Origin of the sequence: Pseudomonas sp. Pseusp11, assembly GCF_047304405.1 — a bacterium.
Classification (GTDB): domain Bacteria; phylum Pseudomonadota; class Gammaproteobacteria; order Pseudomonadales; family Pseudomonadaceae; genus Aquipseudomonas.
The window spans coordinates 1-24,605 of record NZ_JBGLZF010000063.1; the positions used below are offsets into that span (position 1 = coordinate 1).

Here is a 24,605-nt window from a genome sequence, read left to right on the forward strand (position 1 = left end):
CAACTTCGAGAACCTCGTACCGAGCACAACACCGGCCGTCACCACCATTACCGACTCGATCGACAACACCGGCCTGAGCCTCAGCGCCACCAGCACCGTTGTCGAAGGCGGCCAGATCACTTACACCGCCACCCTGACCAACCCGGCTGGCACGCCGATGACCGTGACCTTGAGCAATGGCTCGGTCATTACCATTGAAGCGGGCAAGACCACCGGCAGCGTGACCGTCGATACCCCGGCCAACGACGTCTATAACAACGGCAGCACCGTCAGCACCGTCAGCACCACGATCACCGGCACCACCGGCGGTAATTTCGAGCAGCTGACCCCGAGCACCGAGCCGGCGCCCACCACCATCACCGACTCGAAAGACGACACCGGCCTGAGCCTGTCGGCGTCCACCGAAGTGGCCGAAGGTGGTCAGATTCTGTACACCGCAACCCTGACCAATCCGGCTGGCACGCCGGTCACCGTAACCTTGAGCAACGGTGCCGTGATCACCATCGCCGCTGGCGCGACCACCGGCAGCGTGAGCGTCGCCGCCCCTGCCGATGACGTTTATAAAGATGCTGGCCAGGTCGAAGTGACGATCAAGGATGCGACGGGCGGCAATTTCGAGAATCTGGTACCTAACACTGCCCCGGCAGTCACTACCGTCAACGACACCATCGACACCAGCACCGTTTCGCTGACTGCTACCGCGAACGTGGCCGAAGGCGGCACCGTGGTATACACCGCGTCCGTCTCCGCCCCGGTGACTGGTTCGCCGGTGGTTGTGACCCTGTCCAATGGCCAGACCATTACCATCCCGGTTGGCTCGAGCAGCGCCAGCGTCAACTTCACCGCACCGAACGATGCCTTGGCCGGTGGCGGTTCGCTAAGTGTCAAGATTGACGATGCCAAGGGCGGTAACTACGAGAAACTGGAAGTCGACGGCAAGTCGGCCGACACCTCAGTGACTGATACCCCGGACACCACGACCCTCAGCCTGAGCGCGACCGACTCGGTGGCCGAAGGCGGTTCCATCGTCTATACCGCGACCCTGACCAATGCCGCCGGCACACCGGTCACCGTCACGCTGAGCAACGGTGCCGTCATCACCATCGAAGCGGGTAAAACCACCGGCTCCGTAACCGTCGATGCACCGAAGGACGACGTCTATAAAGACGCCGGAACCGTTGAAGCGACCATCAAAGACGCAACCGGTGGCAATTTCGAGAACCTGGTGCCGAGCACTGCCCCGGCAGTCACCACCGTCACCGATACCATCGACACCAGCACCGTTTCGCTGACTGCGACCGCGAACGTCGCCGAAGGTGGGACCGTGGTTTACACGGCGTCCGTGTCAGCGCCAGTCACCGGTTCGCCAGTGGTGGTGACCCTGTCGAACGGCCAGACCATCACCATTCCAGTCGGCGCCAGCAGCGGCTCTGTCAACTTCGTTGCACCCAACGACGCGTTGGCCGGCGGCAACTCCCTGAGCGTCAAGATCGACGACGCCAAGGGCGGCAACTACGAGAAGCTGGAAGTCGACGGCAAGTCGGCCGACACCTCAGTGACTGATACCCCGGACACCACCAACCTCAGCCTGTCGGCAACCGACTCGGTCGCCGAAGGCGGTTCCATCGTTTATACCGCAACCCTGACCAATGCCGCCGGCACACCGGTCACCGTCACCTTGAGCAACGGCGCGGTGATCACCATCGCCGCCGGTGCCACTAGCGGCAGCGTGACTGTCGATGCACCAAAGGACGACGTCTACAAGGACGCTGGCCAAGTCGAAGTCACCATCAAGGATGCCGCAGGCGGCAACTTTGAAAACCTGGTTCCGAGCACTGCCCCGGCAGTCACCACCGTCACCGACACCATCGATACCAGCACCGTTTCGCTGACTGCCACCGCAAACGTCGCCGAAGGCGGCACCGTGGTGTACACCGCGTCCGTCACTGCTCCAGTGACTGGTTCGCCGGTGGTTGTGACCCTGTCCAATGGCCAGACCATTACCATTCCGGTCGGCGCCAGCAGCGCCAGCGTGAACTTCACCGCACCGAACGATACCTTGGCTGGCGGCGGTTCTTTGAGCGTGAAAATCGACGATGCCAAGGGCGGTAACTACGAGAAACTGGAAGTCGACGGCAAGTCGGCGGATACCTCGGTGACCGACACCCCGGACACCACGACTCTCAGCCTGAGCGCGACCGACTCGGTGGCCGAAGGTGGTTCGATTGTTTATACCGCAACCTTGACCAACGCCGCTGGCACGCCAGTGACCGTGACGTTGAGCAACGGCGCCGTGATCACCATCGATGCCGGTAAGACCACCGGCACGGTGACCGTCCCGGCTCCATCCGATGACGTTTACAAAGATGCCGGCACGGTCCAGGCGACCATCTCCACCGCCACCGGTGGCAGTTTCGAGAACCTGGCGACCAGCCCAGCGGCAGCGGTCACCACCGTCACCGATACCATCGACACCAGCACCGTTTCGCTGACTGCGACTGCGAACGTGGCTGAAGGCGGCACCGTGGTGTACACCGCGTCCGTGTCCGCGCCGGTCACCGGTTCGCCAGTGGTTGTGACCCTGTCCAATGGCCAGACCATTACCATTCCGGTCGGCGCGAGCAGCGGCTCTGTCAATTTCGTTGCACCCAACGATGCGTTGGCCGGTGGCGGTTCCTTGAGCGTCAAGATCGACGATGCCAAGGGCGGCAACTACGAGAAACTGGAAGTCGACGGCAAGTCGGCGGATACCTCGGTGACCGACACCCCGGACACCACCAACCTCAGCCTGTCGGCAACCGACTCGGTGGCTGAAGGCGGTTCCATCGTTTACACCGCAACCTTGACCAACGCCGCCGGCACGCCCGTGACCGTGACGCTGAGCAACGGCGCCGTGATCACCATCGACGCCGGTAAAACCACCGGCACCGTGACCGTCCCGGCTCCATCCGATGACGTCTACAAAGACACCGGCACGGTCCAGGCCACCATCTCCACCGCCACCGGTGGCAATTTCGAGAACCTGGCGACCAGCCCAGCGGCAGCGGTCACCACCGTCACCGATACCATCGACACCAGCACCGTTTCGCTGACTGCGACCGCGAACGTCGCCGAGGGCGGCACCGTGGTGTACACCGCGTCCGTCACTGCTCCGGTGACTGGTTCGCCAGTGGTCGTCACCCTGTCGAATGGCCAGACCATCACCATTCCAGTCGGTGCCAGCAGCGCCAGCGTGAACTTCACCGCGCCGAACGATGCCTTGGCCGGTGGCAACTCCTTGAGCGTCAAGATCGACGACGCCAAGGGCGGCAATTACGAAAAACTGGAAGTCGACGGCAAGTCGGCGGACACCTCGGTGACCGACACACCGGACACCACGACCCTCAGCCTGTCGGCAACCGACTCGGTGGCTGAAGGCGGTTCCATCGTTTACACCGCCACCCTGACCAATGCGGCTGGCACACCGGTCACCGTGACCTTGAGCAACGGTGCGGTGATCACTATCGACGCCGGCAAAACCACCGGCACCGTGACTGTCCCGGCACCGTCCGATGACGTTTACAAAGACGCTGGCACAGTACAGGCGAGCATATCCACCGCCACCGGTGGCAATTTCGAGAACCTGGTGCCGAACACTGCCCCGGCAGTCACCACCGTCAATGACACCATCGACACCAGCACTGTTTCGCTGACTGCTACCGCGAACGTGGCCGAAGGCGGCACCGTGGTTTACACGGCCTCCGTGTCGGCGCCGGTCACTGGCTCGCCAGTGGTTGTGACCCTGTCCAATGGCCAGACCATCACCATCCCGGTCGGCTCGAGCAGCGCCAGCGTGAACTTCACCGCGCCGAACGATACGTTGGCGGGTGGCGGCTCCTTGAGCGTCAAGATCGACGACGCCAAGGGCGGTAACTACGAGAAGCTGGAAGTCGACGGCAAGTCGGCGGATACCTCGGTGACCGACACCCCGGATACCACCACCCTCAGCCTGTCGGCAACCGACTCGGTCGCCGAAGGCGGTTCCATCGTTTACACCGCGACCCTGACTAATGCCGCCGGCACGCCAGTGACCGTGACGCTGAGCAATGGCGCCGTGATCACCATCGCCGCCGGTGCCACTAGCGGCAGCGTGACTGTCGATGCACCAAAGGACGACGTCTACAAGGACGCTGGCCAAGTCGAAGTCACCATCAAGGATGCCGCAGGCGGCAACTTTGAAAACCTGGCCACCAGCCCAGCGGCAGCGGTCACCACCGTCAACGACACCATCGACACCAGCACTGTTTCGCTGACTGCGACCGCAAACGTCGCCGAAGGCGGCACCGTGGTGTACACCGCGTCCGTCACTGCTCCGGTGACTGGTTCGCCAGTGGTCGTCACCCTGTCCAACGGCCAGACCATCACCATCCCGGTTGGGTCGAGCAGCGCCAGCGTCAACTTCACCACACCCAACGACGCGTTGGCCGGTGGCAACTCCCTGAGCGTCAAGATCGACGATGCCAAGGGCGGCAACTACGAGAAACTTGAAGTCGACGGCAAGTCGGCGGATACCTCGGTGACCGACACCCCGGACACCACGACTCTCAGCCTGAGCGCGACCGACTCGGTGGCCGAAGGCGGTTCCATCGTCTATACCGCGACCCTGACCAATGTCGCCGGCACGCCAGTGACCGTGACCCTGAGCAACGGTGCCGTCATCACCATTGAAGCAGGCAAAACCACTGGCTCCGTAACCGTCGATGCGCCGAAGGACGACGTCTATAAAGACGCCGGAACCATTGAAACGACCATCAAAGACGCAACCGGCGGCAACTTCGAGAACCTGGTAACCAGCGATACGCCTGCGGTCACTACCGTCAACGACACTATCGACACCAGCACCGTTTCGCTGACTGCGACCGCGAACGTGGCCGAAGGCGGCACTGTGGTGTACACCGCGTCCGTCACTGCTCCGGTGACTGGTTCGCCAGTGGTTGTGACCCTGTCCAACGGCCAGACCATCACTATTCTGGTCGGTGCCAGCAGCGGTTCTGTCAACTTCGTTGCGCCCAACGATGCCCTCGCAGGCGGCAACTCCCTGAGCGTCAAGATCGACGACGCCAAGGGCGGCAACTACGAGAAACTGGAAGTCGACGGCAAGTCGGCGGACACCTCGGTGACCGACACGCCGGACACCACCACCCTCAGCCTGTCGGCAACCGATTCGGTGGCCGAAGGCGGTTCGATTGTTTATACCGCAACCCTGACCAATGCCGCCGGCACACCGGTCACCGTGACCCTGTCGAACGGCGCAGTGATCACCATTGCCGCCGGTGCCACTAGCGGCAGCGTGACCGTCGATGCACCAAAGGACGACGTCTACAAGGACGCTGGCCAAGTCGAAGTCACGATCAAGGATGCCGCAGGCGGCAACTTTGAAAACCTGGTTCCGAGCACTGCACCGGCAGTCACCACCGTCACCGACACCATCGACACCAGCACCGTTTCGCTGACTGCGACCGCAAACGTCGCCGAAGGCGGCACCGTGGTGTACACCGCATCCGTGTCGGCACCGGTCACCGGTTCGCCAGTCGTCGTAACCCTGTCCAACGGCCAGACCATCACCATCCCGGTTGGGTCGAGCAGCGCCAGCGTCAACTTCACCACACCCAACGACGCGTTGGCCGGTGGCAACTCCCTGAGCGTCAAGATCGACGATGCCAAGGGCGGCAACTACGAGAAACTTGAAGTCGACGGCAAGTCGGCGGATACCTCGGTGACCGACACCCCGGACACCACCACCCTCAGCCTGTCGGCAACCGACTCGGTAGCCGAAGGCGGCTCGATTGTTTACACCGCAACCTTGACCAATCCGGCGGGCACGCCAGTGACCGTGACGTTGAGCAACGGCGCCGTGATCACCATCGATGCCGGTAAAACCACCGGCACGGTGACCGTCCCGGCTCCATCCGATGACGTTTACAAAGATGCCGGTACGGTCCAGGCGACCATCTCCACCGCCACCGGTGGCAATTTCGAGAATCTGGTGCCGAGCACTGCCCCGGCAGTCACCACCGTCACCGATACCATCGACACCAGCACCGTTTCGCTGACTGCGACTGCGAACGTGGCTGAAGGCGGCACCGTGGTGTACACCGCGTCCGTGTCCGCGCCAGTCACCGGTTCGCCAGTGGTTGTGACCCTGTCCAACGGCCAGACCATCACCATTCCAGTCGGCGCCAGCAGCGCCAGCGTCAACTTCACCGCACCGAACGATGCCTTGGCCGGTGGCGGTTCGCTAAGTGTCAAGATTGACGATGCCAAGGGCGGCAACTACGAGAAGCTGGAAGTCGACGGCAAGTCGGCGGATACCTCGGTCACCGACACACCGGACACCACCACCCTCAGCCTGAGCGCATCCAACTCGGTGGCTGAAGGCGGTTCCATCGTTTACACCGCGACCCTGACCAATGCCGCGGGCACGCCAGTGACCGTGACGCTGAACAACGGCGCCGTGATCACCATCGACGCTGGTAAAACCACCGGCACCGTGACCGTTCCGGCTCCATCCGATGACGTTTACAAAGATGCCGGTACGGTCCAAGCGACCATCTCCACCGCCACCGGTGGCAATTTCGAGAATCTGGTGCCGAGCACTGCCCCGGCGGTCACCACCGTTACTGATACGATCGACACCACGACCGTGACCCTGAATGCCACCGCTTCGGCAGCCGAAGGCGGCACCGTCACTTACACCGCAACCGTCGGTGCGCCAGTGACTGGTAGCCCGGTCACCGTGTCCCTGGCCAACGGCCAGACGATCACCATCGACGTCGGCAAAACCACCGGTACCGTGACCACCGCCGCGCCGAACGACGCATTGACTGGCCACGCTCCGCTGACCAACTCGATCACCAACGTCAGCGGCGGCAATTACGAAAACCTGGTGGCGGACAAAACGCCGGTCAGCACCACCGTGACCGACACCGTCGACACCACTACCCTCAGCCTGAGCGCGACCAACTCAGTGTCCGAAGGTGGCCAGATCACTTACACCGCAACCCTGACCAACGCCGCCGGCACGCCCGTGACCGTGACCCTGAGCAACGGCGCCGTCATCACCATCGACGCTGGTAAAACCACCGGCACCGTGACCGTTCCGGCTCCATCCGATGACGTTTACAAAGATGCCGGTACGGTCCAGGCGACCATCTCCACCGCCACCGGTGGCAGTTTCGAGAATCTGGTGCCGAGCACTGCCCCGGCGGTCACCACCGTTACTGATACGATCGACACCACGACCGTGACCCTGAATGCCACCGCTTCGGCAGCCGAAGGCGGCACCGTCACTTACACCGCAACCGTCGGTGCGCCAGTGACTGGTAGCCCGGTCACCGTGTCCCTGGCCAACGGCCAGACGATCACCATCGACGTCGGCAAAACCACCGGTACCGTGACCACCGCCGCGCCGAACGACGCATTGACTGGCCACGCTCCGCTGACCAACTCGATCACCAACGTCAGCGGCGGCAATTACGAGAACCTGGTGGCGGACAAAACGCCGGCCAGCACCACCGTGACCGACACCGTCGACACCACCAACCTCAGCCTGAGTGCGACCAACTCGGTAGCCGAAGGTGGCCAGATCACTTACACCGCGACCCTGACCAACGCCGCCGGCACACCCGTGACCGTGACGCTGAGCAACGGCGCCGTGATCACCATCGATGCCGGCAAAACCACCGGCACCGTCACCGTCCCGGCTCCATCCGATGACGTTTACAAGGACGCGGGTACGGTCCAGGCCACCATCTCCACCGCCACCGGTGGCAATTTCGAAAACCTGGTTCCGAGCACTGCCCCGGCGGTCACCACCGTCACCGATACCATCGACAAAACCGAAGTCAGCATCAGCGGCAGCACCTCGGTGACCGAAGGCCAGACCGCCAGCTACACCGTCAGCCTGACCCACCCGGCGCAGACTGAAGTGACCCTGAAAATCGTCTACAGCGGCACTGCCGCCGACGGTTCGGACTTCACCGGCGTGTACACCGTGAAAATCCCGGCAGGCGCCAGCAGTGCGAGCTTCAACGTCGCGACGCTGGACGACAAGCTCACCGAGGGTACCGAGAACTTCGTGGTCAAGATCGACTCGGCCACCGGCGGCAACTTCGAAAACCTCGCGGTCAGCAGCACCAACGGCAGCGTCAGCACCTCGATCATCGACAACGATGCCGCGCCGGTTCTCGACCTGGACGCCAACAACTCCAGCGGCGCCACCGGGGCCAACTACAACGTGACCTTCACCGAAGGCACCACCGGCCAGGGCGTCTCGATCGGCGACACCGACCTGAGCATCACCGACCCGGACAGCACGATGCTGACCGGCGCCACCATCGTGCTGACCAACCGTCAGCCGGGCGATGCGCTGAACCTGGGCAACAGCGTCAATGGCATCAGCATCAATGCCAACAGCCAGAACGGCACGGTCACCCTGACCCTGTCGGGCAACGCGACGCTGGCCGACTACATGCAGCAGATCAAAAACATCAGCTTCACCAACAGCAGTGAGGATCCGAGCACCGTGCCACGGATCATCACCGTGACGGTGACCGATGGCAGCAATTACTCCAACACCGCAACCACCACCGTCAACGTGGTGGCCGTAAACGACGCGCCGACCGCCGCGCCGGTTAACGTCACCGGTACCGAAGACACCCCGCTGATCCTCGGCTGGTCGACCTTCGGCGTCAGCGATGTCGACAGTCCGGCCGCCAACCTGGGGGTGAAAATCACTCAGCTGCCGGGCGAAGGCAAATTGCAGTACCTGGACGGTGCGACCTGGAAAGACGTAGCGACCAACCAGACCATCAGCAAGGCCGACATCGACGCCGGCAAGTTGCGCTTCACGCCGGATGCCAACGAATCGGGCGTTGACGGCTATGGTGGCAGCGGTGCGGGCAATAACCAGGCGGACTACGCGCAGATCAAGTTCCAGCCAACCGACGGGCAACTGTTGGGCAACACCGGCACGGTGAAAATCGACATCACGCCAGTTGCCGACGCGCCATCCCTAAGCGTCGCGGACAACAGCGTCAAGTCCACCGGCCTGGTCAAGGAAGTCTGGACCGGTCTGTCTGGCCTGGGCACCGATGGCAGCGGCGCGTCGTCCGGCACGCTGAAATCGGTCATCGACGCCGCAGGCACCCCGAACTCCACCGGCACCGTGACCAACGTTCAGTCCGATGGCGGCGTCACCGCCGGCACGGCCTCGAAAACATCCGGCCTGATCTACCTGGAAGCCGGCAAGACGTACACCTTCAGCGGTACCGGCGATGACAGCCTGTTGGTGACCATCGGTGGCCAGAACGTGGCCGCGACGACTTGGGGTGCAGGCGGCAAGCTGAATGGTTCGTTCACCCCGACCACCAGCGGTTACTACACCCTGGACATCTACCACCACAACCAGAGTGGCCCCGGCAGCTATGACGTCAACCTGTCGGTCAACGGCGGTACAGCGGTCGACCTGAGCAGCGCCGGCGTGCCGCTGTACACCGGCGTGGCGGATCTGGCCGCCTCTGGCGTGACGGTTTCCGACCTGCACGGCACCAATGGCGAAGGCTACTACAACGGCTACAAACTCAACGAAGGCGCCGAAGGCACCAGCGTTCATCTGTCCGCGATCAAGACCGCACTGACCGACACCGACGGCTCTGAAAGCCTGAGCGTGAAGATCAGCGGCATGCCGGCGGGCTCCGTGCTCAGCGATGGCGCGGGCCACACCTTCACCACCACCAACGGCGAAGCCAACGTTACCGGCTGGAACCTCGGCAGCCTGACCGTCACCCCGCCGCCGTACTACAACGGCCAGTTCACCCTGACCGTGACCTCGACATCCACCGAAGCACTCGGCGGTTCGGCACTGAGCACCGCGCAGATTCCGGTCACGGTATACCCGGCGGTCTACAACGCCGTGACCGCCACGGCGGCCGACGACACGATCACCGGCACTGACGGCAACGACATCATGGTCGCCGACATCGGCGGGCTGACCGTGGTGCCGGGCACCAACTACAACATCGCATTCATGGTCGACAGCTCGGGCAGCATGAGTGCCTCCTCGATCAGCGCGGCCAAGGATTCGCTGACGGCGGTGTTCAACACCCTCAAGCAAAGCCTGGGCGGCAACTCCGGGACCGTGAAAATTTTCCTGGTGGACTTCGATACCCAGGTCAACAAATCGGTGTCGGTGAACCTGAACGACCCGAACGCGCTGACCTTGCTCAAATCCGTACTGGACTCAATGTCGTCCGGTGGCGGCACCAACTACGAGGACGTGTTCAAAACCACGGCCAACTGGTTCCAGAGTGCCGACGCCATTGCCAATACTGGCGCGAAAAACCTCACGTACTTCATCACCGACGGCAAGCCGACCTACTACCAGAGCGGCGAGCAAACCAACCCGACCTTGTACGGCAACGTGAAGCTCGATGACGTCATCACCACCACCAATTACAAGTTGGGGCAGACCTATTCCGGCTACCTGGACAGCACTCACTACCTGACCATCGACAGCGCCGGCAACGTCACGCTGCAGACTCAGAAAAACTCGGGGCACTGGAACAGCTCAGAACTGGGCACCCTGCATGCCGAGGGTAACGGCACCTACGAGCTGTCCTATCGTGATGGCACCGGCTACAGCACCGACTCCACCGCCATCGACAACTCCTCCAGCGGCTTCGCATTGCTGAGCAACGTGTCGACGGTGGAAGCGATCGGCCTGAACACAGACGTCACCCTCACCGACCTCAAGCCCTACGACTCGGATCAAACGCCACAAACCAACATCGATCCGAAAGACCTGGCCAACTCGATCATCGGCCATACCGAAGCGACAATGCCGGGTGCCGACACGGTCAGCGGCGGTGACGGCAACGACCTCCTGTTCGGCGATCTGGTGAGCTTCAATGGCATTGCCGGCGAGGGTTATCAGGCGATGCAGGCGTTCGTCGCCCAGCAGACCGGTGTCGACGTCAGCAAAGTCACCACCAGCAACGTGCACCAGTACATCACCGAGCACTACACCGCGTTCGACGTGTCTGGCGCTCACGACGGCAACGACACCCTGCTGGGTGGCGCAGGCAATGACATTCTCTTTGGCCAGGGCGGCAATGACCTCCTCGACGGCGGCAAGGGCAATGACATCCTGCTCGGCGGTACCGGCAATGACTCGTTGATCGGCGGTCAAGGCAACGACATCCTGATTGGCGGCTCGGGTGCCGACACCTTCGTCTGGAAGGCTGGCGACACCGGCAGCGATGTGATCAAGGACTTCAAGGCCAGCGAAGGCGACCGCATCGACCTGCGTGATTTGTTGCAGGGTGAAAGCGGCAGCACAATCGACCACTTCCTGAAGATCACCACCGTGGACGGCGTGTCGTCCCTGCAAGTCAGTTCCGCCGGCAAGTTCAACGGCGCCGACACCGCAGCGGCAACCCCGGACGTGACGATCAAACTGGAAGGTAACAATTGGTCCAGCGCCAGCATCAACTCGTTGATCGCCGGCAGTGATCCGACCATCAAGATCGATCACAACAACAGCTGATACGCAGGCTGACGGCCGCCCCAACCGGGCGGCCGTCATGTATGCCCACACCTCACGGGTGACGATTCCGTCGTCGCACCGCATACTCGCCTGCGTTGGCCTATGCTGCTGACAGCACGACGCTGGTCCATTTCCGAGGGATGCTTAATGTTTTACGTGCAACGCGATGCGCAAGGTCAGTTAGTGCGCGTGGAAGCCACGGCCTACGCCGAGGCCACGGAAACGCTGCCGGCCGACCACCATGAAATCCAGGCCTGGTATGCCCACGAAGTGGTGGAAACCAGCCTCAAGCAGCTCAAGCAGAGCGACCTGGAGATGATTCGGGTACTCGACGACTTGATTCAGGTGCTGACCCAAAAAGGCGTGATCCGCGTCACCGACCTGCCGCCGGCCGCACAGGCCAAGCTGATGGACCGGACCCAGGCACGTGAGGCGTTGGGCGGGTTGAGCCAGTTGATCGATGATGATGAGACGGGGTTGATTTAACCCCTGACGTTCATCATTCCCACGCTCTGCGTGGGAATGATGAACGGGCTACTGCCAAGGCTTCGGCTCACCAAACAACTGCCCCTGAACTCCATACAACCCCATCTCGCGAATCACCGACAACTCCCCTTCGGTCTCGACCCGCTCGGCAATCAACGGCAAATCGATGCTGTGCGCCGCTCGCTGAATCGCCTCGATGAACAGGCGCTTGTCGCTCTCCTGATCAATCGCGCGGATGTAACTGCCGTCGATCTTCAGATACGCCAGCCCCAGCCGCGCCAGGTTGCCGATCATGCTGAAGCGCCCACCAAAGCGCTGCAGACTCAGCGAGAACCCAAGCTCGCGCAAACGCCGCGTCAGCTGCTCCAATACCGCCTGCTCGGGCAGTTGCTCTTCGCCGATTTCCAGGGTCAGTCGTTCGCCAAGATTCGAATGCTGACGCAGGATATCGAACACTGCGTTCAGCGCCTGCGGGTCCGCCAGTGTCGCCGAAGACAGGTTCAGCGCCAGCGACTCCTCATGGTCGACCATCTGCTCAAGCACCAATTCCAGCATCAAACGGTCCAGTCGCGCGGTCCAGCCGAAACGCTCAAGCCATGGCAAGAAACGCCCGGCGGGAATGGTCTGGTCCTGTTCGTCGAGCAGGCGCGACAGCACTTTGTAATGCAGCACCAACTCTGTGTCGTGGCTGGCCACTACCGGCTGGAAATACAGCTCGAAACGCTGCTGGTCCAACGCCTGATCCAGCAGGGTGTGCCAGGCATGGTGATCGTCGCCAACCCGCGCCGGCGCGCCCTGATCGAGGCATGCCCAGCTCGGTTCACCCTGGCTTTCTGCCTGGGCCAGTGCCTGATCCGCCAACCCGATCACCGCTTGCGGCGAGTCGCCATGGGCAAACGGCGCCAACCCGATCGAAGCCACCGAAGCCACGTCCGTGGCGCCCGTCGCATGCAGGCTCCCCAAGGCACTTTCGAGATTACTCGCCAGTTGTAGCGCTTCTTCACGTACCAGCCCCGGCGCCAGCACGGCGAATTCCCCACCACGAATACGCGTCACGAGGTTCTGGGTTTCCGGGTACTTGGCGCACTCGCGGGACAACTGCTCACCGACCGCTTTCAACAATTCATCGGTACGCTGACCGCCCAGCCGCTGGTTCAAACCAGCCAGATCCTTCACCCGCAACAGCAGTAAATAACCGGAGCTGGCCTGCTCCGAGTTGTTCAATCGCGCGTTTAATTGCATTTCGAAATAGCGCCGGTTGGCCAGGCCGGTCAGGTTGTCCTGATAGGACTCGGCGCGCAGCTTTTCACTGCGTTCGGCCTGTTCCTGGAACAGCGCCTTGAGCTTCTCGACCATCTGGTTCATGGCCTGCACCACCCGACGCAGTTCCGGGGTGCGCGGCAGTTCTGGCAGGCTTAAGAATTCCCGGCGAGCAATGGCATGGGATTGCTTGACCATGTAGTCCAGCGGCTTCAGTTGCCGACGCAGCAACAACGCGCCCAGCACCGCACTCACCGCGCCACAGAGCAGCAACCAGCCGAGGCTGCCCAACGCGCTCTGCCACAGCTTGGCTAACGCGAACATCGGATGGCTGACCACCTCGACCCGCGCGGCCTGCTCCCAGCCACGGCTGACAATCGCATCGCCACCGGCCGGCTCCAGGCCGATCAGTTTGACGAACCAGTCGGGCACGTTGGTGACCGCCGGGATGCCGCTGCGCTCGACAATCGTCTTGTCGTTGGCCAGATCGACCACGCGGATGCTCGCGTAGTAACCGCTGTCGAAGATCGAGCTGACCAGCAACTCGACCATTGCCGGGTCGTCGATGTTCGGCGTCAGGGACAGCGCCAATGCCGTCGCGGCGTCCTGGGCGTGAGAACGCAACTGATTGACGTACTGGGTGCGTGAGCTTTCCAGACTGACCATGAAGCTGCCGGTGAAGGCGACCACCAGGAACAGACAGATAGCGATCAACAGCTGTTTGAACAAAGACATCTGAGCGCGTGCTCCTAGTTAATCGTCTCGACCGGGAAACCTTCGGCCTGCATTTTCTTCAATACGTCCTGCCAGCGGGACAGGCGTTTGGTGTCTCCGACCTTCTTGTTGCCCTTGGCACCCGGCAGCCACAACCCTTCGGCATTGAAAGAGTAGACCGGCAGCAAATCGGTTCGCTGGTTGGCGGGCTTGATCGCATCGATCAGGCTGTCGAGCACCAAAGGCATGGCCTCGGGGCTCGCGTAGTAGGTCAGCACCATGTGCGCGCGGTTCAGGCGCAAAGCCTTGACGTAGGTAATGCGCAGCTTGTCACTGGAGACACCAAGATGACGCAGACTGAAATACTTGGCGATAGCGTAGTCTTCGCAATCGCCGGCGCCCTTCCACAAGGCTTCGATCGGTGTTTCCCAATAATCGACCTCGTGCCACAGGTCGATGTCTTCTTCGTAGCGCATCTGCTTGTTGAAGAACCGGTTGACCACGTTGAGCTGCTCCAGCTCGCCGACCTGTTTTTGCGTGGCCAGCAACTGCTGCCAGGCATCGATGCGCTGCCGCCCTTCACCCAAAGGTCCGTACAATGCCTGCGCGCGACGGCTGATCAGCGAGAAATCCCAGTCGGCATGCAGCCCGCCCAGCATGACGCCGGCCAGCAGCAGTGCGCAGCCTAGCCAGCGCAAAGTCCGAGGGATCGCGAAACGTACCGCCAATGCGAGGCATCCAGATCAGGCAGATGGAAATCTGGCTTGATGGTGAAGGTTCGTCTGCTAAAAGACAATGGCACGGTGAGATCACTGCCAACACGCTAAACTTTGCGTTACGGGTGCAATATAAAGATCGCAGCCTTCGGCAACTCCTGTGCCGAAGTCTGCAGGAGCTGCCGAAGACTGCGCCTTTTGACTGTTTGACAACCCGTCAGGCAGTCACTAGTGTCCATTTGGATCCAAATACTTCAGCCAATCAGGGTGCGTTTGTCGTGACACAGAAGCCCAACCCTCTCAGCAGCATCAAGGTCAACGGGCCGATTCCCGCTCATTTGGCACGCTCGGTGATCGAAGAAACCCTGCGCGCAGCCATTCTCGACGGTCGCATTCCTTGCGGCACCGCCCTGCGTCAGCAAGACCTCGCCGACCTGTTCGGCGTTAGCCGCATGCCGGTGCGCGAAGCCTTGCGCCAGCTTGAAGCGCAAGCACTGCTCAACGTGATCGCCCATAAAGGCGCGGTGGTCGCACCGTTGGTTCAGGGCGATGCGACAGAGACCTATGAGTTGCGGATCCTGCTGGAGTCAGAAGCCTTGCGTCGGTCGATCCCCCTGCTTGAAGACGCCGATTTCAAACAGGCTGCACGCTACATCGACGAGTTGGAAACGGAACACGACTACACAGAGATCGGCCGGCTCAATCGCCTGTTCCACATGGCGCTTTACCACAAAGCCCCCAACCAGCGGCTGCTGAGACTGGTCGAAGACGGGTTGAACGAAGAGGAACGCTTCCTGCGCTTCAACCTGGAAGCCATGGGCCTGGGCAAACTGTCTCAGGAAGATCACCGAGCGTTGTTGCGGGCCGCCGAGGACCGGGATATCGAGCACTCGGTGATGTTGCTCGAAAACCACCTCAACCGGGGTGTCGAAGTCATTACGCACTACCTCGCAAGCCCTGAGGCACAGCGCAGGAAAACCTCGAAGTAATCCGTGGCGACAGCTCCGAGCGAGCCATTGAACGGCTCGCCGCGATTTCTGGCTGATCCGCCCCTGGACTGCTCGACGAACAAATCTGCTTACAAATCCCCCTTTCGCCTACACCGCGCCGGTGTGCAGCGACTTCATGCCCATTCCCAAAGCCCTGTCCCCCCCGAGCCCGATAATTGCACCTATCAGATCATGCAGGGGTGATAGCGACTGCCGTGAATTACGCTCACTCTTGAGCTGCCAACGAATAATGACGGGCGACGCACCGCACCCCGGAGCAGTCACCCGCACCACAAGAACCAACGGAAGGAGTCTTGTCACGGGAAAGGAAGAACCGGCGTCGCTCCCAGCCAACTTCCACCCCCTCAGATCACATCAATGACCCAAGTAGAAAGTTGCTTCGAGTGAGGCATTCACTCTTTATTTGAATTTTGGCTTATATACGCCGAAAGGAGCAACTACGCCCAAATAAAACTTTATATGAAAGTCTTATTGGAACTTGTCGCACTCGAGAAAGTTAAACTTTCAATTAATTAAAAAAACACTTGCCCGACACTTTATTCATGCATTAGTTTTTCTCCGCCGCCCATAAACACCGGGCCAAGCACTACTCAGCGATTGCATGACCCTAACAAGCATCAATTCAATTGAGGCACCCGCTCGCCAATAGAAAACTTCAAGCAACCGTTACTTATTGATCAACACCCCCTCAACGGTATTCCAGATCACTTATAGGCTCGCTCATGAAACCGACTAAAGATCGTCTTAATCAGAAGAAAGCAGAACTTAGTGCGCACCCGATCTTTTCTGAAATACATTCGTTATCGGTGCTTCAACGCTTCATGGAAACCCATGTGTTCGCAGTGTGGGATTTCATGTCGCTGACCAAACGCCTGCAACAGGAACTGACCTGCGTTCAGCTGCCCTGGCTACCGCCACGAGATCCGCAGGCCGCGCGCCTGATCAACGAGATCGTGCTCGGTGAAGAGTCCGATGATCGTCCCGCCCAAGGTCACTACAGCCATTTCGAGTTGTACCTCGATGCGATGCGCGAAGTCGGTGCAAGCACGGTCGCCGTCGAACGCTTCGTGGCGTTGCAAAAAGAAGGCGTGAGCTACGACGTGGCCTTGCAAAGCGTGGACGTCGACCCGGCGGCCGCACTGTTCGTACGCCACACCTTGCACACCGCGTTGCATGCGCCGGGGCACAGTGTGGCGGCGGCGTTTCTGCACGGCCGCGAGAGTGTCATCCCGCAGATGTTCCAGCGGATTCTCGACGACTGGGGCATTGGCATCGAACAGGCGCCGACCTTCCGTTACTACCTGGAACGGCACATCGAAGTCGACTCCGAAGACCACGGCCCAGCGGCGGAAAAACTCCTCGCACGCCTGGTCAATGGCGATCCGCAGCGCGAAGAAGACGTATACGCCAGCGCCATCGCCGCCGTGGAAAGTCGCATCGCGCTGTGGGACGGCTTGCGCCTGAGCATGAGCGAACCGGTTGCCGAGGTGAACGCATGAACGCCGCCGACTACCAATCCTTCGCCGACGCCTGGGAAAGCCGCGCAACCATTCGCACCCGCCCCCGGCGTGTGCTGGAGAACGACGACAAGCTGATCTATCCACTGAGCCGCCAGCCGCTGGTGCTGAGCGAAACCTTCCTGCGCGAATGCCCGGAACAACGGGACTTCGCCCTGGTACAGACGCTCTACAAGTTCATCAATGACGTGGTGATTTTCGAAACCGAGATCGTCGACAAGACCGCCCGCAGCATCGCTAAAAACCGCTTCAGCGTGGCGTTCCCGTTCGCCTGTCGCTACGACGCCATGACCGTGGTGGTGGACGAGGATTACCACGCCCTGGTGGCCATGGACTTCATGCAGCAGACCGTCGCCATGACCGGCATCACCCCCATCGAACTGCCGGATGAAATCGAACTGAGCCGTGCCATCCCGGCGGCCGTGGCGCTAGCACCGGAGCACCTGCGCAGCGCCGTGGAGCTGATCTGCGTGGCCATCGCCGAGAACACCGTGACCGGTGATGTGGCGGCGTTCGCCAAGGACGACACGGTCAAGCAATCGATCAAAGGCCTGATGGCCGACCACTTGCTCGACGAGGGCCGTCATTCCGGGTTCTGGTCGCGGTTGGTGCGCATCTACTGGCACACCGCAGGCGAAGACGATCGCCAGTGCATCGCGCACATCCTGCCGGTGTTCATCAGCCATTACCTGACCAACGACATCCAGAAGTCCTTCGACTTCCGCCTGATCGACGCCTTGCAGATCAGCGACGCAGCACGTCAGGCCCTCAAGGGCGAAATGTCGGGGCTGGCCTTCCCGATCAATCGCCATCACCCGCTGGTCGCCAACATCGTGCGGTTTTTCCGCAGCAGTTCGCTGCTCGATTCACCGTGCGTGCAAAGCGCCCTGAGCGACTACCTGGTTTAACGAGGAGAACATCATGAGACGTCTCGATATTTTGCTCATCGGGCAAAGCCAGGCCCTGACCGAACTGGCGCTGGAGCTCGAACAACACGGTCATTCACTGGCGCGACTTGCGAATGTGGAGGAGCCGCCACCGGGCCTATTTGATTTGTTGATCGACGATGCCAGCCTGCCATTTCGGGACTTCGCCAATGCGCCGCACCTGATGCTGCAAGTGGGTGTCGGGGTGCCGGCAGCTAGCGGGCTGCCACCGCTGGACCTGCTGTGCACGTACAACTCGACGCCGTTGAGTCGCGTGCCGGTCGCCGAAGAGTTGTCCGGCAACGGCCAGGCATTGCGCCTGCGAGCGGTGGCCGAGCTGGTCGATCATGTGGCGCTGCTGGTCAGCCGCTTCTCCCGGGATGCCGACTATTTCCTGCAGGCCGAGCCGACGATTTCCGCGCACTTCGAGCAGGTGGAAAACCTGCAGTTTTTAGAGCACCTGGCCTTCGTCCACCGCCTCAACAACACGGCAGAACCACGACTGCTGCAACTTGGGCAGATCCCGATGATCGAGCGGCTTGAACAGCGCTTCATTCAGTCTGCCGAGCGTGCGGCACTGAACATCGCCGGCACGTCGCTGAGCTATCGGCAACTGCACGCCCACAGCCGCGCCATCCAACAGCGATTGCAACCGTTGCTCGAACAGCATCAAGGACGGTTGGTGGTCGGGATCTGCCTGCCAAAGTGCAGCGCGTTGTATGCGGGAATTCTGGCGATCCTGGGCAGCGGCGCGGTGTACCTGCCGCTGGAGCCGAGCCACCCGCTGCAACGTCAGCAGTACATTCTGGAAAACGCTGGAGCGGTGTTGTTGCTGCATGACGGAGAGCATCCACTCAGCGAGACGATGCCGGGGCTGGACATCAGCCGTATCGACAGCGGCGATGTGAACCTCGATCAACCCTTGATGCGCCAACGCCCCGATCTCGACGCGCCATGCATGGCGCTCTACACCTCGGGCACCACGGGTCACCCCAAAGGCGTGCTGCTCAGCCAGGCCAACCTCGCGCACTTCACCGCGTGGTACGCCGACTACGTGCAGCTGACCGAACAGAGTCGGGCGTTGCAGTTTTCATCGTTGAGTTTCGACTCGTCACTGATCGATATCTTCCCGACCCTGCTGCAGGGCGCAGAGCTGATCGTGCCCAACGAGGACCAACGTCGCGACCCGCTGCAACTGGTCGAGCTGATCCGCCACCAACAACTCAGCCATGCCTTTTTGCCGCCAGCCTTGCTGAGCATCCTGCCGCTGGATCAGTTGCAGGTCCTCGATCATGTGATGACCGGCGGCGATGTCTGCGAACCCTACGTAGTCCAGCAACTGACCCGCCAAGGCAATCTCTACAACCTCTATGGCCCGACCGAAGCCACGGTGCTGATCACCGCGCGGCAACTGCGTACCGGCGACAGCAACCGGACCCTCGGTGCACCGATTGCCAACAGTCAGGTGCTGATCCTTGATGAGGATTTGCAACCGGTGACCGAGCAAACCGTCGGTGAGTTGTACATCGTCGGCCCGGGGGTGTGCCTGGGTTACCTGAACAATCCGCAGCAGACTGCCGAACGCTATCTGAACCTGCACCTGCCGAACGGTCAGAGCCTGCGCGCCTACCGTTCCGGCGATATGGCCAAGTGGACCGCCGACGGTATCGAGCTGTGCGGACGGCGAGACAATCAGGTGAAGATTCGCGGCTTTCGGGTCGAGCCGGAAGAGATCGAACGCTGCCTGCGCGACAGCCAGCTGTACCGTCAGGTGGCGGTGGTCATCGATTGTCATCGGCGGATTCTGGCCTTTCTCGCGCAACCCCAGGAAGTGCAACCCGGTGCCGCTCGCGAAGCCTTGAAAGCCCACGCGATGCAGTTTCTGCCGGACTACATGCAGCCGATCGCCTGGACCGAACTGACAAGCATGCCGTTCGCCAGCAACGGCAAGGTCGACCGCAAAGCACTGCTGGAACTGCCCGTCAACGTGACCGACAACAGCCCACGGTGTTTGCCCGCCAGCGCCGATGAAGCGCTGTTGTTGGAAATCTGGGCTGAGCTGCTGGAGCTACCCGCCAGCGACATTTCCACCGACGAAAGCTTCTTCAACCTCGGCGGGCACTCGATCCTGCTGTCGCGCATGCTCCTGCGTTTGCGTGAGGAGTTCGGCCGCAGTATCTCGATCAACCGCTTCATCGAACTGCCGACGATTGCGAAGCTGGCGACGTTGGTGCGCGGCTCCGGGACCGAGGAAGTGCTGAGTGAAAAAGCCTTGGCCGATGCCTTCCGTGAACTGGACATCGAGCCGCTGCCGGTCAGCCGAATGGGCGATGTGCACAAGGTGATCGTCACCGGTGCCAACAGCTTCGTCGGTGTGCATATCGTCGAAGCTCTGCTTGCCTGGGGCGCCAGCGAAGTGGCGTGCCTGGTGCGCGATGGCGGTGGGCAATCGGCGGCGCAACGCTTTGCGGATGCGTTGCGGGAAAACCGCCTGGAGCATCTGGACCTGAGCCGGGTGCAGGTTTACGCGGCGGACATCACTCGCCCGCAACTGGGGCTCAGCGAAGCGGTTTACGAACGGCTGGATCGAGAGTTCGGCGCACTGGTGCACAACGCCGCCAACGTCAATCACGTCCTCGATTACGAGTCGTTGGCGCGGGATAACGTCGAACCGATTTTCGAGTGTCTGCGCCTGTGTGAAGGCCGCAGCAAGAAGATCTTCAACTTCGTCTCGACGCTCTCGGCGTCCAGCACGATTTCCGACGATGGCCGGGTGCTGGAGTTGCCCGCCGCGCAGACACCACCGATCTACATCAAGAACGGCTACAACCTGTCCAAATGGGTCGGTGAGCGGATTCTCGAAAGGGCGCGGGAACGAGGGGTTCGAGTCAATCTTTACCGCCCTGGCAATATCAGCTTCAACAGCCTCACCGGCGTCTGCCAGCCCCACAAGAATCGCCTGATGCTGATGCTCAAGGGCTCGATCCAGCTCGGTCAGGTACCGGAGTTCGCACTGAATTTCGACCTGATGCCGGTGGATTTTCTCGCCCGTTTCATCGCCTTCCATGCCAGCCGTTACCAGGCCGAAAAAGCGGTGTTCAACCTGCACAACCCCGAACCTCTGAGCTGGGACACCTACGTGGCTTCCTTTCGCGAAGCCGGTCGGGAGTTCTCGATGGTCAGCGTCGCCGACTGGCAGCAGCAATTGGGCCGGGTCGACAGTGATAACGCGCTGTTTGGCGTGCTGGGTTTCTACCTCAACGGCTTCGAGGAAGACATCGGCGACATCTCGATGATCGGCCACGACAACGCCCAGGCCGGTGTACGGCAGATGGGCGCGCACTACCCGGAAAAATCCCCGGCGCTGCTGCGACGCGGCTGCGACTACCTCAAAGAAATCAACTTCATCTGAGTCACCCCAACCAAGCACGGAGCAAAAAACATGAATACCCTGCAACCCGATACCCTGATCAAAAACCCTCAAGGCTGCCACGTTGTGTCTTCGGTGGAAGTGCCAGTCGATGCGGCGCAAGTCTGGGCGGTGGTCGGCAACTTTGCCGGCTTCGACAAATTCATTCCGGCGCTGTCGCACATCGAGATGACCGGCGAAGGTGTGTCGTCGCTGCGCAAGAAGTTCTTTAAGGACGGCAACCTGGTGGTCGAGCAGCTCAACTCCCGCAACGACCAGGCGCTGAACATGACCTGGACCACGATCTACAACACCTTGGGCGTGGCCAATTTGTGGGCGGCGATGAGTGTGGAATCCCTGGGTACAGACAACTCGCGGGCGACCTGGACGATCATCGCCGAACCGGCCCAGGGCGGCGCCGAGGCCCTGCCGGGGTTCAAGCAGTTCGTTCAGGGGTTTGCCGATGATGCGATGGGGAATGTGGTGAAGCTGTTTGTGTAGCGCTTCGGTTCAGCGGTGACTGATCTACCGCTTTCGCGGGCAAGCTTCGCTCCTACAGGTTAGCTCTTGTAGGAGCGAGCGGTGCGGCGATCCGACTTGCACGCGAAGAACGATAACGCGATCCTACTGACCTCAATCAGATCTTGAAGCTATCAACCAGTTGCTTCAAACGATTGGCCTGCTGGGACAGCGCATCACAATCCTTCAATGTTTCATTGAGGTTGGCCACGCTCTGCTGGTTCAGCAGGTTGATCTGGTTGACGTCGACGTTGAGGGTTTCTACCACGGCCGTCTGCTCTTCGGTCGCCGCGGCCACCGATTGGTTCATGCCGTCGATTTCGCCGATGCGCTGGGTCACGCTGACCAGTCGCAGGCCGGCCTGATTCGCCACTTCGACGCTCTGCTCGCTGGACACCTGACTGGCGTTCATCGTAGTCACCGCCTCGCGAGAACCGATCTGCAGCGAGCTGATCATCTTGTGGATCTCTTCCGCCGACTCCTGGGTGCGATGAGCCAGGTTGCGCACCTCATCCGCCACCACCGCAAAACCACGACCGGCCTCACCGGCACGGGCCGCTTCGATGGCCGCGTTGAGCGCCAACAGATTGGTCTGCTGGGAGATGCCTTTGATCACATCCAGAATGTGGCCGATGTTGTCGGTGCTCGCGTTCAGGGTTTCGATCTGCGTGCAGGACAGGCTGATTTTCTGCGACAGCTCGGTCATGGCCTGGATGGTTTGTTCCACCACCTGACGGCCGTCATCGGCCTGCTCGCTCGCGCCGCTGGCGTGTTGCGAAGCATCGGCGGCATTGCGGGCGATTTCCTGGGTGGCGGCGCCCAATTGGTTGATCGCCGCGGCCACGCTGTTGGTGCGGGCGCTTTGTTCGTCGGAGCCGATGATCGAAGCGTTGGACGATGCCATCACCCGTTGCGACAGATCATGAACCTGGCGGGTCGCCGAGGACACTTCGCAAATCGATGCGTGAATCCGCTCCACGAACTGGTTGAAGGAACCACCCAACTCGCCGAACTCGTCTTTGCTTTCTACGACCAGACGACGGGTCAGGTCGCCCTCGCCCTGAGCGATGTCCTGCATCGCACGGCCCATCGTGGTCAGCGGACGCATCAGCACGTTGATCAGCAAGCTCAGCAGCACGGCAATGGCCGTCACGGCGATGAACATCGCGATCAGCGCCGAGGTGCGGAACTGGCTCAGTGGTGCGTAGGCCTTGGCCTTGTCAATCGACAGACCGACGTACCACTCGGCATTCGGCAAACCGCTCACCGGTGTGAACGAAAGGATGCGGTCCTGTTTGTTCAGTACGACTTCCTGGATGCCTTTCTCGATGCGAACACTGGAACCCGGATAGATGTCTTTCAGGTTCTTCATCACTTGGTCTTTGTCCGGACTGACGATCACCTGACCGTCGGCACTGACCAGGAATGCGTGACCGATACCACCGAAGTCCACCGAGTTGATGATCTTCACCAGGGTTTCCAGGCTCAGGTCACCACCGACCACGCCCAGCAGATCGCCGTTCTTTTTCACCGGTATGGCAACGGTCACCACCAGCCCGCCGACCGCCGCCATATAAGGCGGGGTCAGCATGGTCTTGTCGGCGACCACGGCTTGTTTGTACCAGGGGCGCTGACGCGGATCGTAGCCGTCTGGCATCTTCGCGTCGGGGCGCTGGGTGAACATGCCATTGGCCTGCCCGACGTAGGTGAACTGGAAGTTCGAGGTGAGGGCCGGTTGATCGACCAGCCCTGGCAAGTCAGCATTGGCACCCTGATGGGCGACGTTCTGCGCGAGGTTTTCCAGGACCAGCACGCGGCCGCTCATCCAGTTCTGCACGCTGCTGGCAGTCAGGTCGCCGGCTTGCTCAACGGAGGACTCGATGTTTTGCCGAATGGTGTTTCGTTGCAGATAGTCGTTGTACAAAGTGAACAACGCAAACGCCAGCACCACGACGCCTGAAGCGGCCAGCAGGATTTTATGGCTGAACTTGAGATTCATTTCATGGGACTTCTTATGCCAAAAGTGGGGATGCGTTCCGGGTTGCAACATTCCATGTAACAGCGCAGACGGCATTCTGAAGCCGCTCTACTTTGGTGCACGCATGTCTCATCAGTCTTTCGGCACGAGCGGGAGAAAACTTAAGGATTTGTACAAAACCCGTCAGATAACCGCCGAACGGCGTGCTAGAAGGGACGGATTATTGGGCTTACCGCACGTCATGATCGCGGTGTTGGGTGTTTTGGCTGTGGTGTATCGATGAGGGGGGTCTATATCTGATGCTACTGGCTCGAAGGAGCAGCGAGACACGCAGACCTGGATTTGACCCGCTTCAGACTTAGACGTCTATAAGCCCAGAAAGACAAAACCCCTGTCTGCATAAGCAGACAGGGGTTTCGGAATTTAATCTTGACGATGACCTACTCTCACATGGGGAAACCCCACACTACCATCGGCGATGCATCG

The 24,605-nt window shown here is 61.0% G+C and carries 10 protein-coding genes; 7 read left to right on the forward strand and 3 right to left on the reverse strand.

Annotated features, from left to right (window positions below):
- Positions 1 to 11,584, forward strand: an 11,584-nt coding sequence (locus ACCC96_RS28405) for an immunoglobulin-like domain-containing protein (protein WP_413697538.1), incomplete at its 5' end; no start/stop codon positions are given.
- Between the two features lie 147 nt (positions 11,585 to 11,731).
- Positions 11,732 to 12,070 carry a hypothetical protein gene (locus ACCC96_RS28410; RefSeq protein ID WP_019582912.1) on the forward strand — a complete coding sequence of 113 codons (339 nt, stop codon included), beginning with the start codon at positions 11,732 to 11,734 and terminating at the stop codon, positions 12,068 to 12,070.
- Positions 12,071 to 12,118: 48 nt separating this feature from the next.
- Here ACCC96_RS28410 and lapD read toward each other — a convergent pair whose 3' ends face one another.
- Together lapD and lapG are read right to left on the reverse strand one after the other, a co-directional pair.
- Positions 12,119 to 14,065 carry a cyclic di-GMP receptor LapD gene (lapD, locus tag ACCC96_RS28415; RefSeq protein WP_018930301.1) on the reverse strand — a complete coding sequence of 649 codons (1,947 nt, stop codon included), beginning with the start codon at positions 14,063 to 14,065 and terminating at the stop codon, positions 12,119 to 12,121.
- A gap of 14 nt (positions 14,066 to 14,079) precedes the next feature.
- Positions 14,080 to 14,772 (reverse strand): cysteine protease LapG, encoded by a 693-nt coding sequence (lapG, locus tag ACCC96_RS28420; RefSeq protein WP_019582914.1) that lies wholly within the window; start codon positions 14,770 to 14,772, stop codon positions 14,080 to 14,082.
- 266 nt (positions 14,773 to 15,038) lie between these two features.
- Between lapG and ACCC96_RS28425 the strand changes: the two genes are divergently transcribed.
- The 5 genes from ACCC96_RS28425 to ACCC96_RS28445 all read left to right on the forward strand — a co-directional run bounded on the left by ACCC96_RS28425 (position 15,039) and on the right by ACCC96_RS28445 (position 22,123).
- Positions 15,039 to 15,749 carry a GntR family transcriptional regulator gene (locus ACCC96_RS28425; protein ID WP_019651884.1) on the forward strand — a complete coding sequence of 237 codons (711 nt, stop codon included), beginning with the start codon at positions 15,039 to 15,041 and terminating at the stop codon, positions 15,747 to 15,749.
- Positions 15,750 to 16,492: 743 nt separating this feature from the next.
- Positions 16,493 to 17,269, forward strand: coding sequence for a DUF3050 domain-containing protein (locus ACCC96_RS28430; protein ID WP_413697539.1), 777 nt, complete (start codon positions 16,493 to 16,495; stop codon positions 17,267 to 17,269).
- Positions 17,266 to 18,195, forward strand: coding sequence for a diiron oxygenase (locus ACCC96_RS28435; protein ID WP_413697540.1), 930 nt, complete (start codon positions 17,266 to 17,268; stop codon positions 18,193 to 18,195). Before ACCC96_RS28430 ends, ACCC96_RS28435 begins: the two co-directional genes overlap by 4 nt.
- Positions 18,196 to 18,208: 13 nt before the next feature.
- Positions 18,209 to 21,625, forward strand: a complete 3,417-nt coding sequence (locus ACCC96_RS28440) for an amino acid adenylation domain-containing protein (RefSeq protein WP_413697541.1) — start codon at positions 18,209 to 18,211, stop codon at positions 21,623 to 21,625.
- A 30-nt stretch (positions 21,626 to 21,655) separates the two neighbouring features.
- Positions 21,656 to 22,123, forward strand: a complete 468-nt coding sequence (locus ACCC96_RS28445) for an SRPBCC family protein (RefSeq protein WP_019651881.1) — start codon at positions 21,656 to 21,658, stop codon at positions 22,121 to 22,123.
- 136 nt (positions 22,124 to 22,259) lie between these two features.
- On the opposite strand, the gene ACCC96_RS28450 is transcribed toward ACCC96_RS28445, so the two are convergent.
- The gene (locus ACCC96_RS28450) at positions 22,260 to 24,140 is read right to left on the reverse strand and encodes a methyl-accepting chemotaxis protein (RefSeq protein ID WP_413697542.1); all 1,881 of its coding nucleotides are present in this window, start codon (positions 24,138 to 24,140) and stop codon (positions 22,260 to 22,262) included.
- Positions 24,141 to 24,605: the final 465 nt, after the last annotated feature.

Coding starts and splice junctions, on each gene's coding strand:
- ACCC96_RS28410 (WP_019582912.1), top strand. CDS start 11,732: ATGTTTTACGTGCAACGCGATGCGCAAGGTCAGTTAGTGCGCGTGGAA.
- lapD (WP_018930301.1), bottom strand. CDS start 14,065: ATGTCTTTGTTCAAACAGCTGTTGATCGCTATCTGTCTGTTCCTGGTG.
- ACCC96_RS28430 (WP_413697539.1), top strand. CDS start 16,493: ATGAAACCGACTAAAGATCGTCTTAATCAGAAGAAAGCAGAACTTAGT.
- ACCC96_RS28435 (WP_413697540.1), top strand. CDS start 17,266: ATGAACGCCGCCGACTACCAATCCTTCGCCGACGCCTGGGAAAGCCGC.
- ACCC96_RS28440 (WP_413697541.1), top strand. CDS start 18,209: ATGAGACGTCTCGATATTTTGCTCATCGGGCAAAGCCAGGCCCTGACC.
- ACCC96_RS28445 (WP_019651881.1), top strand. CDS start 21,656: ATGAATACCCTGCAACCCGATACCCTGATCAAAAACCCTCAAGGCTGC.
- ACCC96_RS28450 (WP_413697542.1), bottom strand. CDS start 24,140: ATGAATCTCAAGTTCAGCCATAAAATCCTGCTGGCCGCTTCAGGCGTC.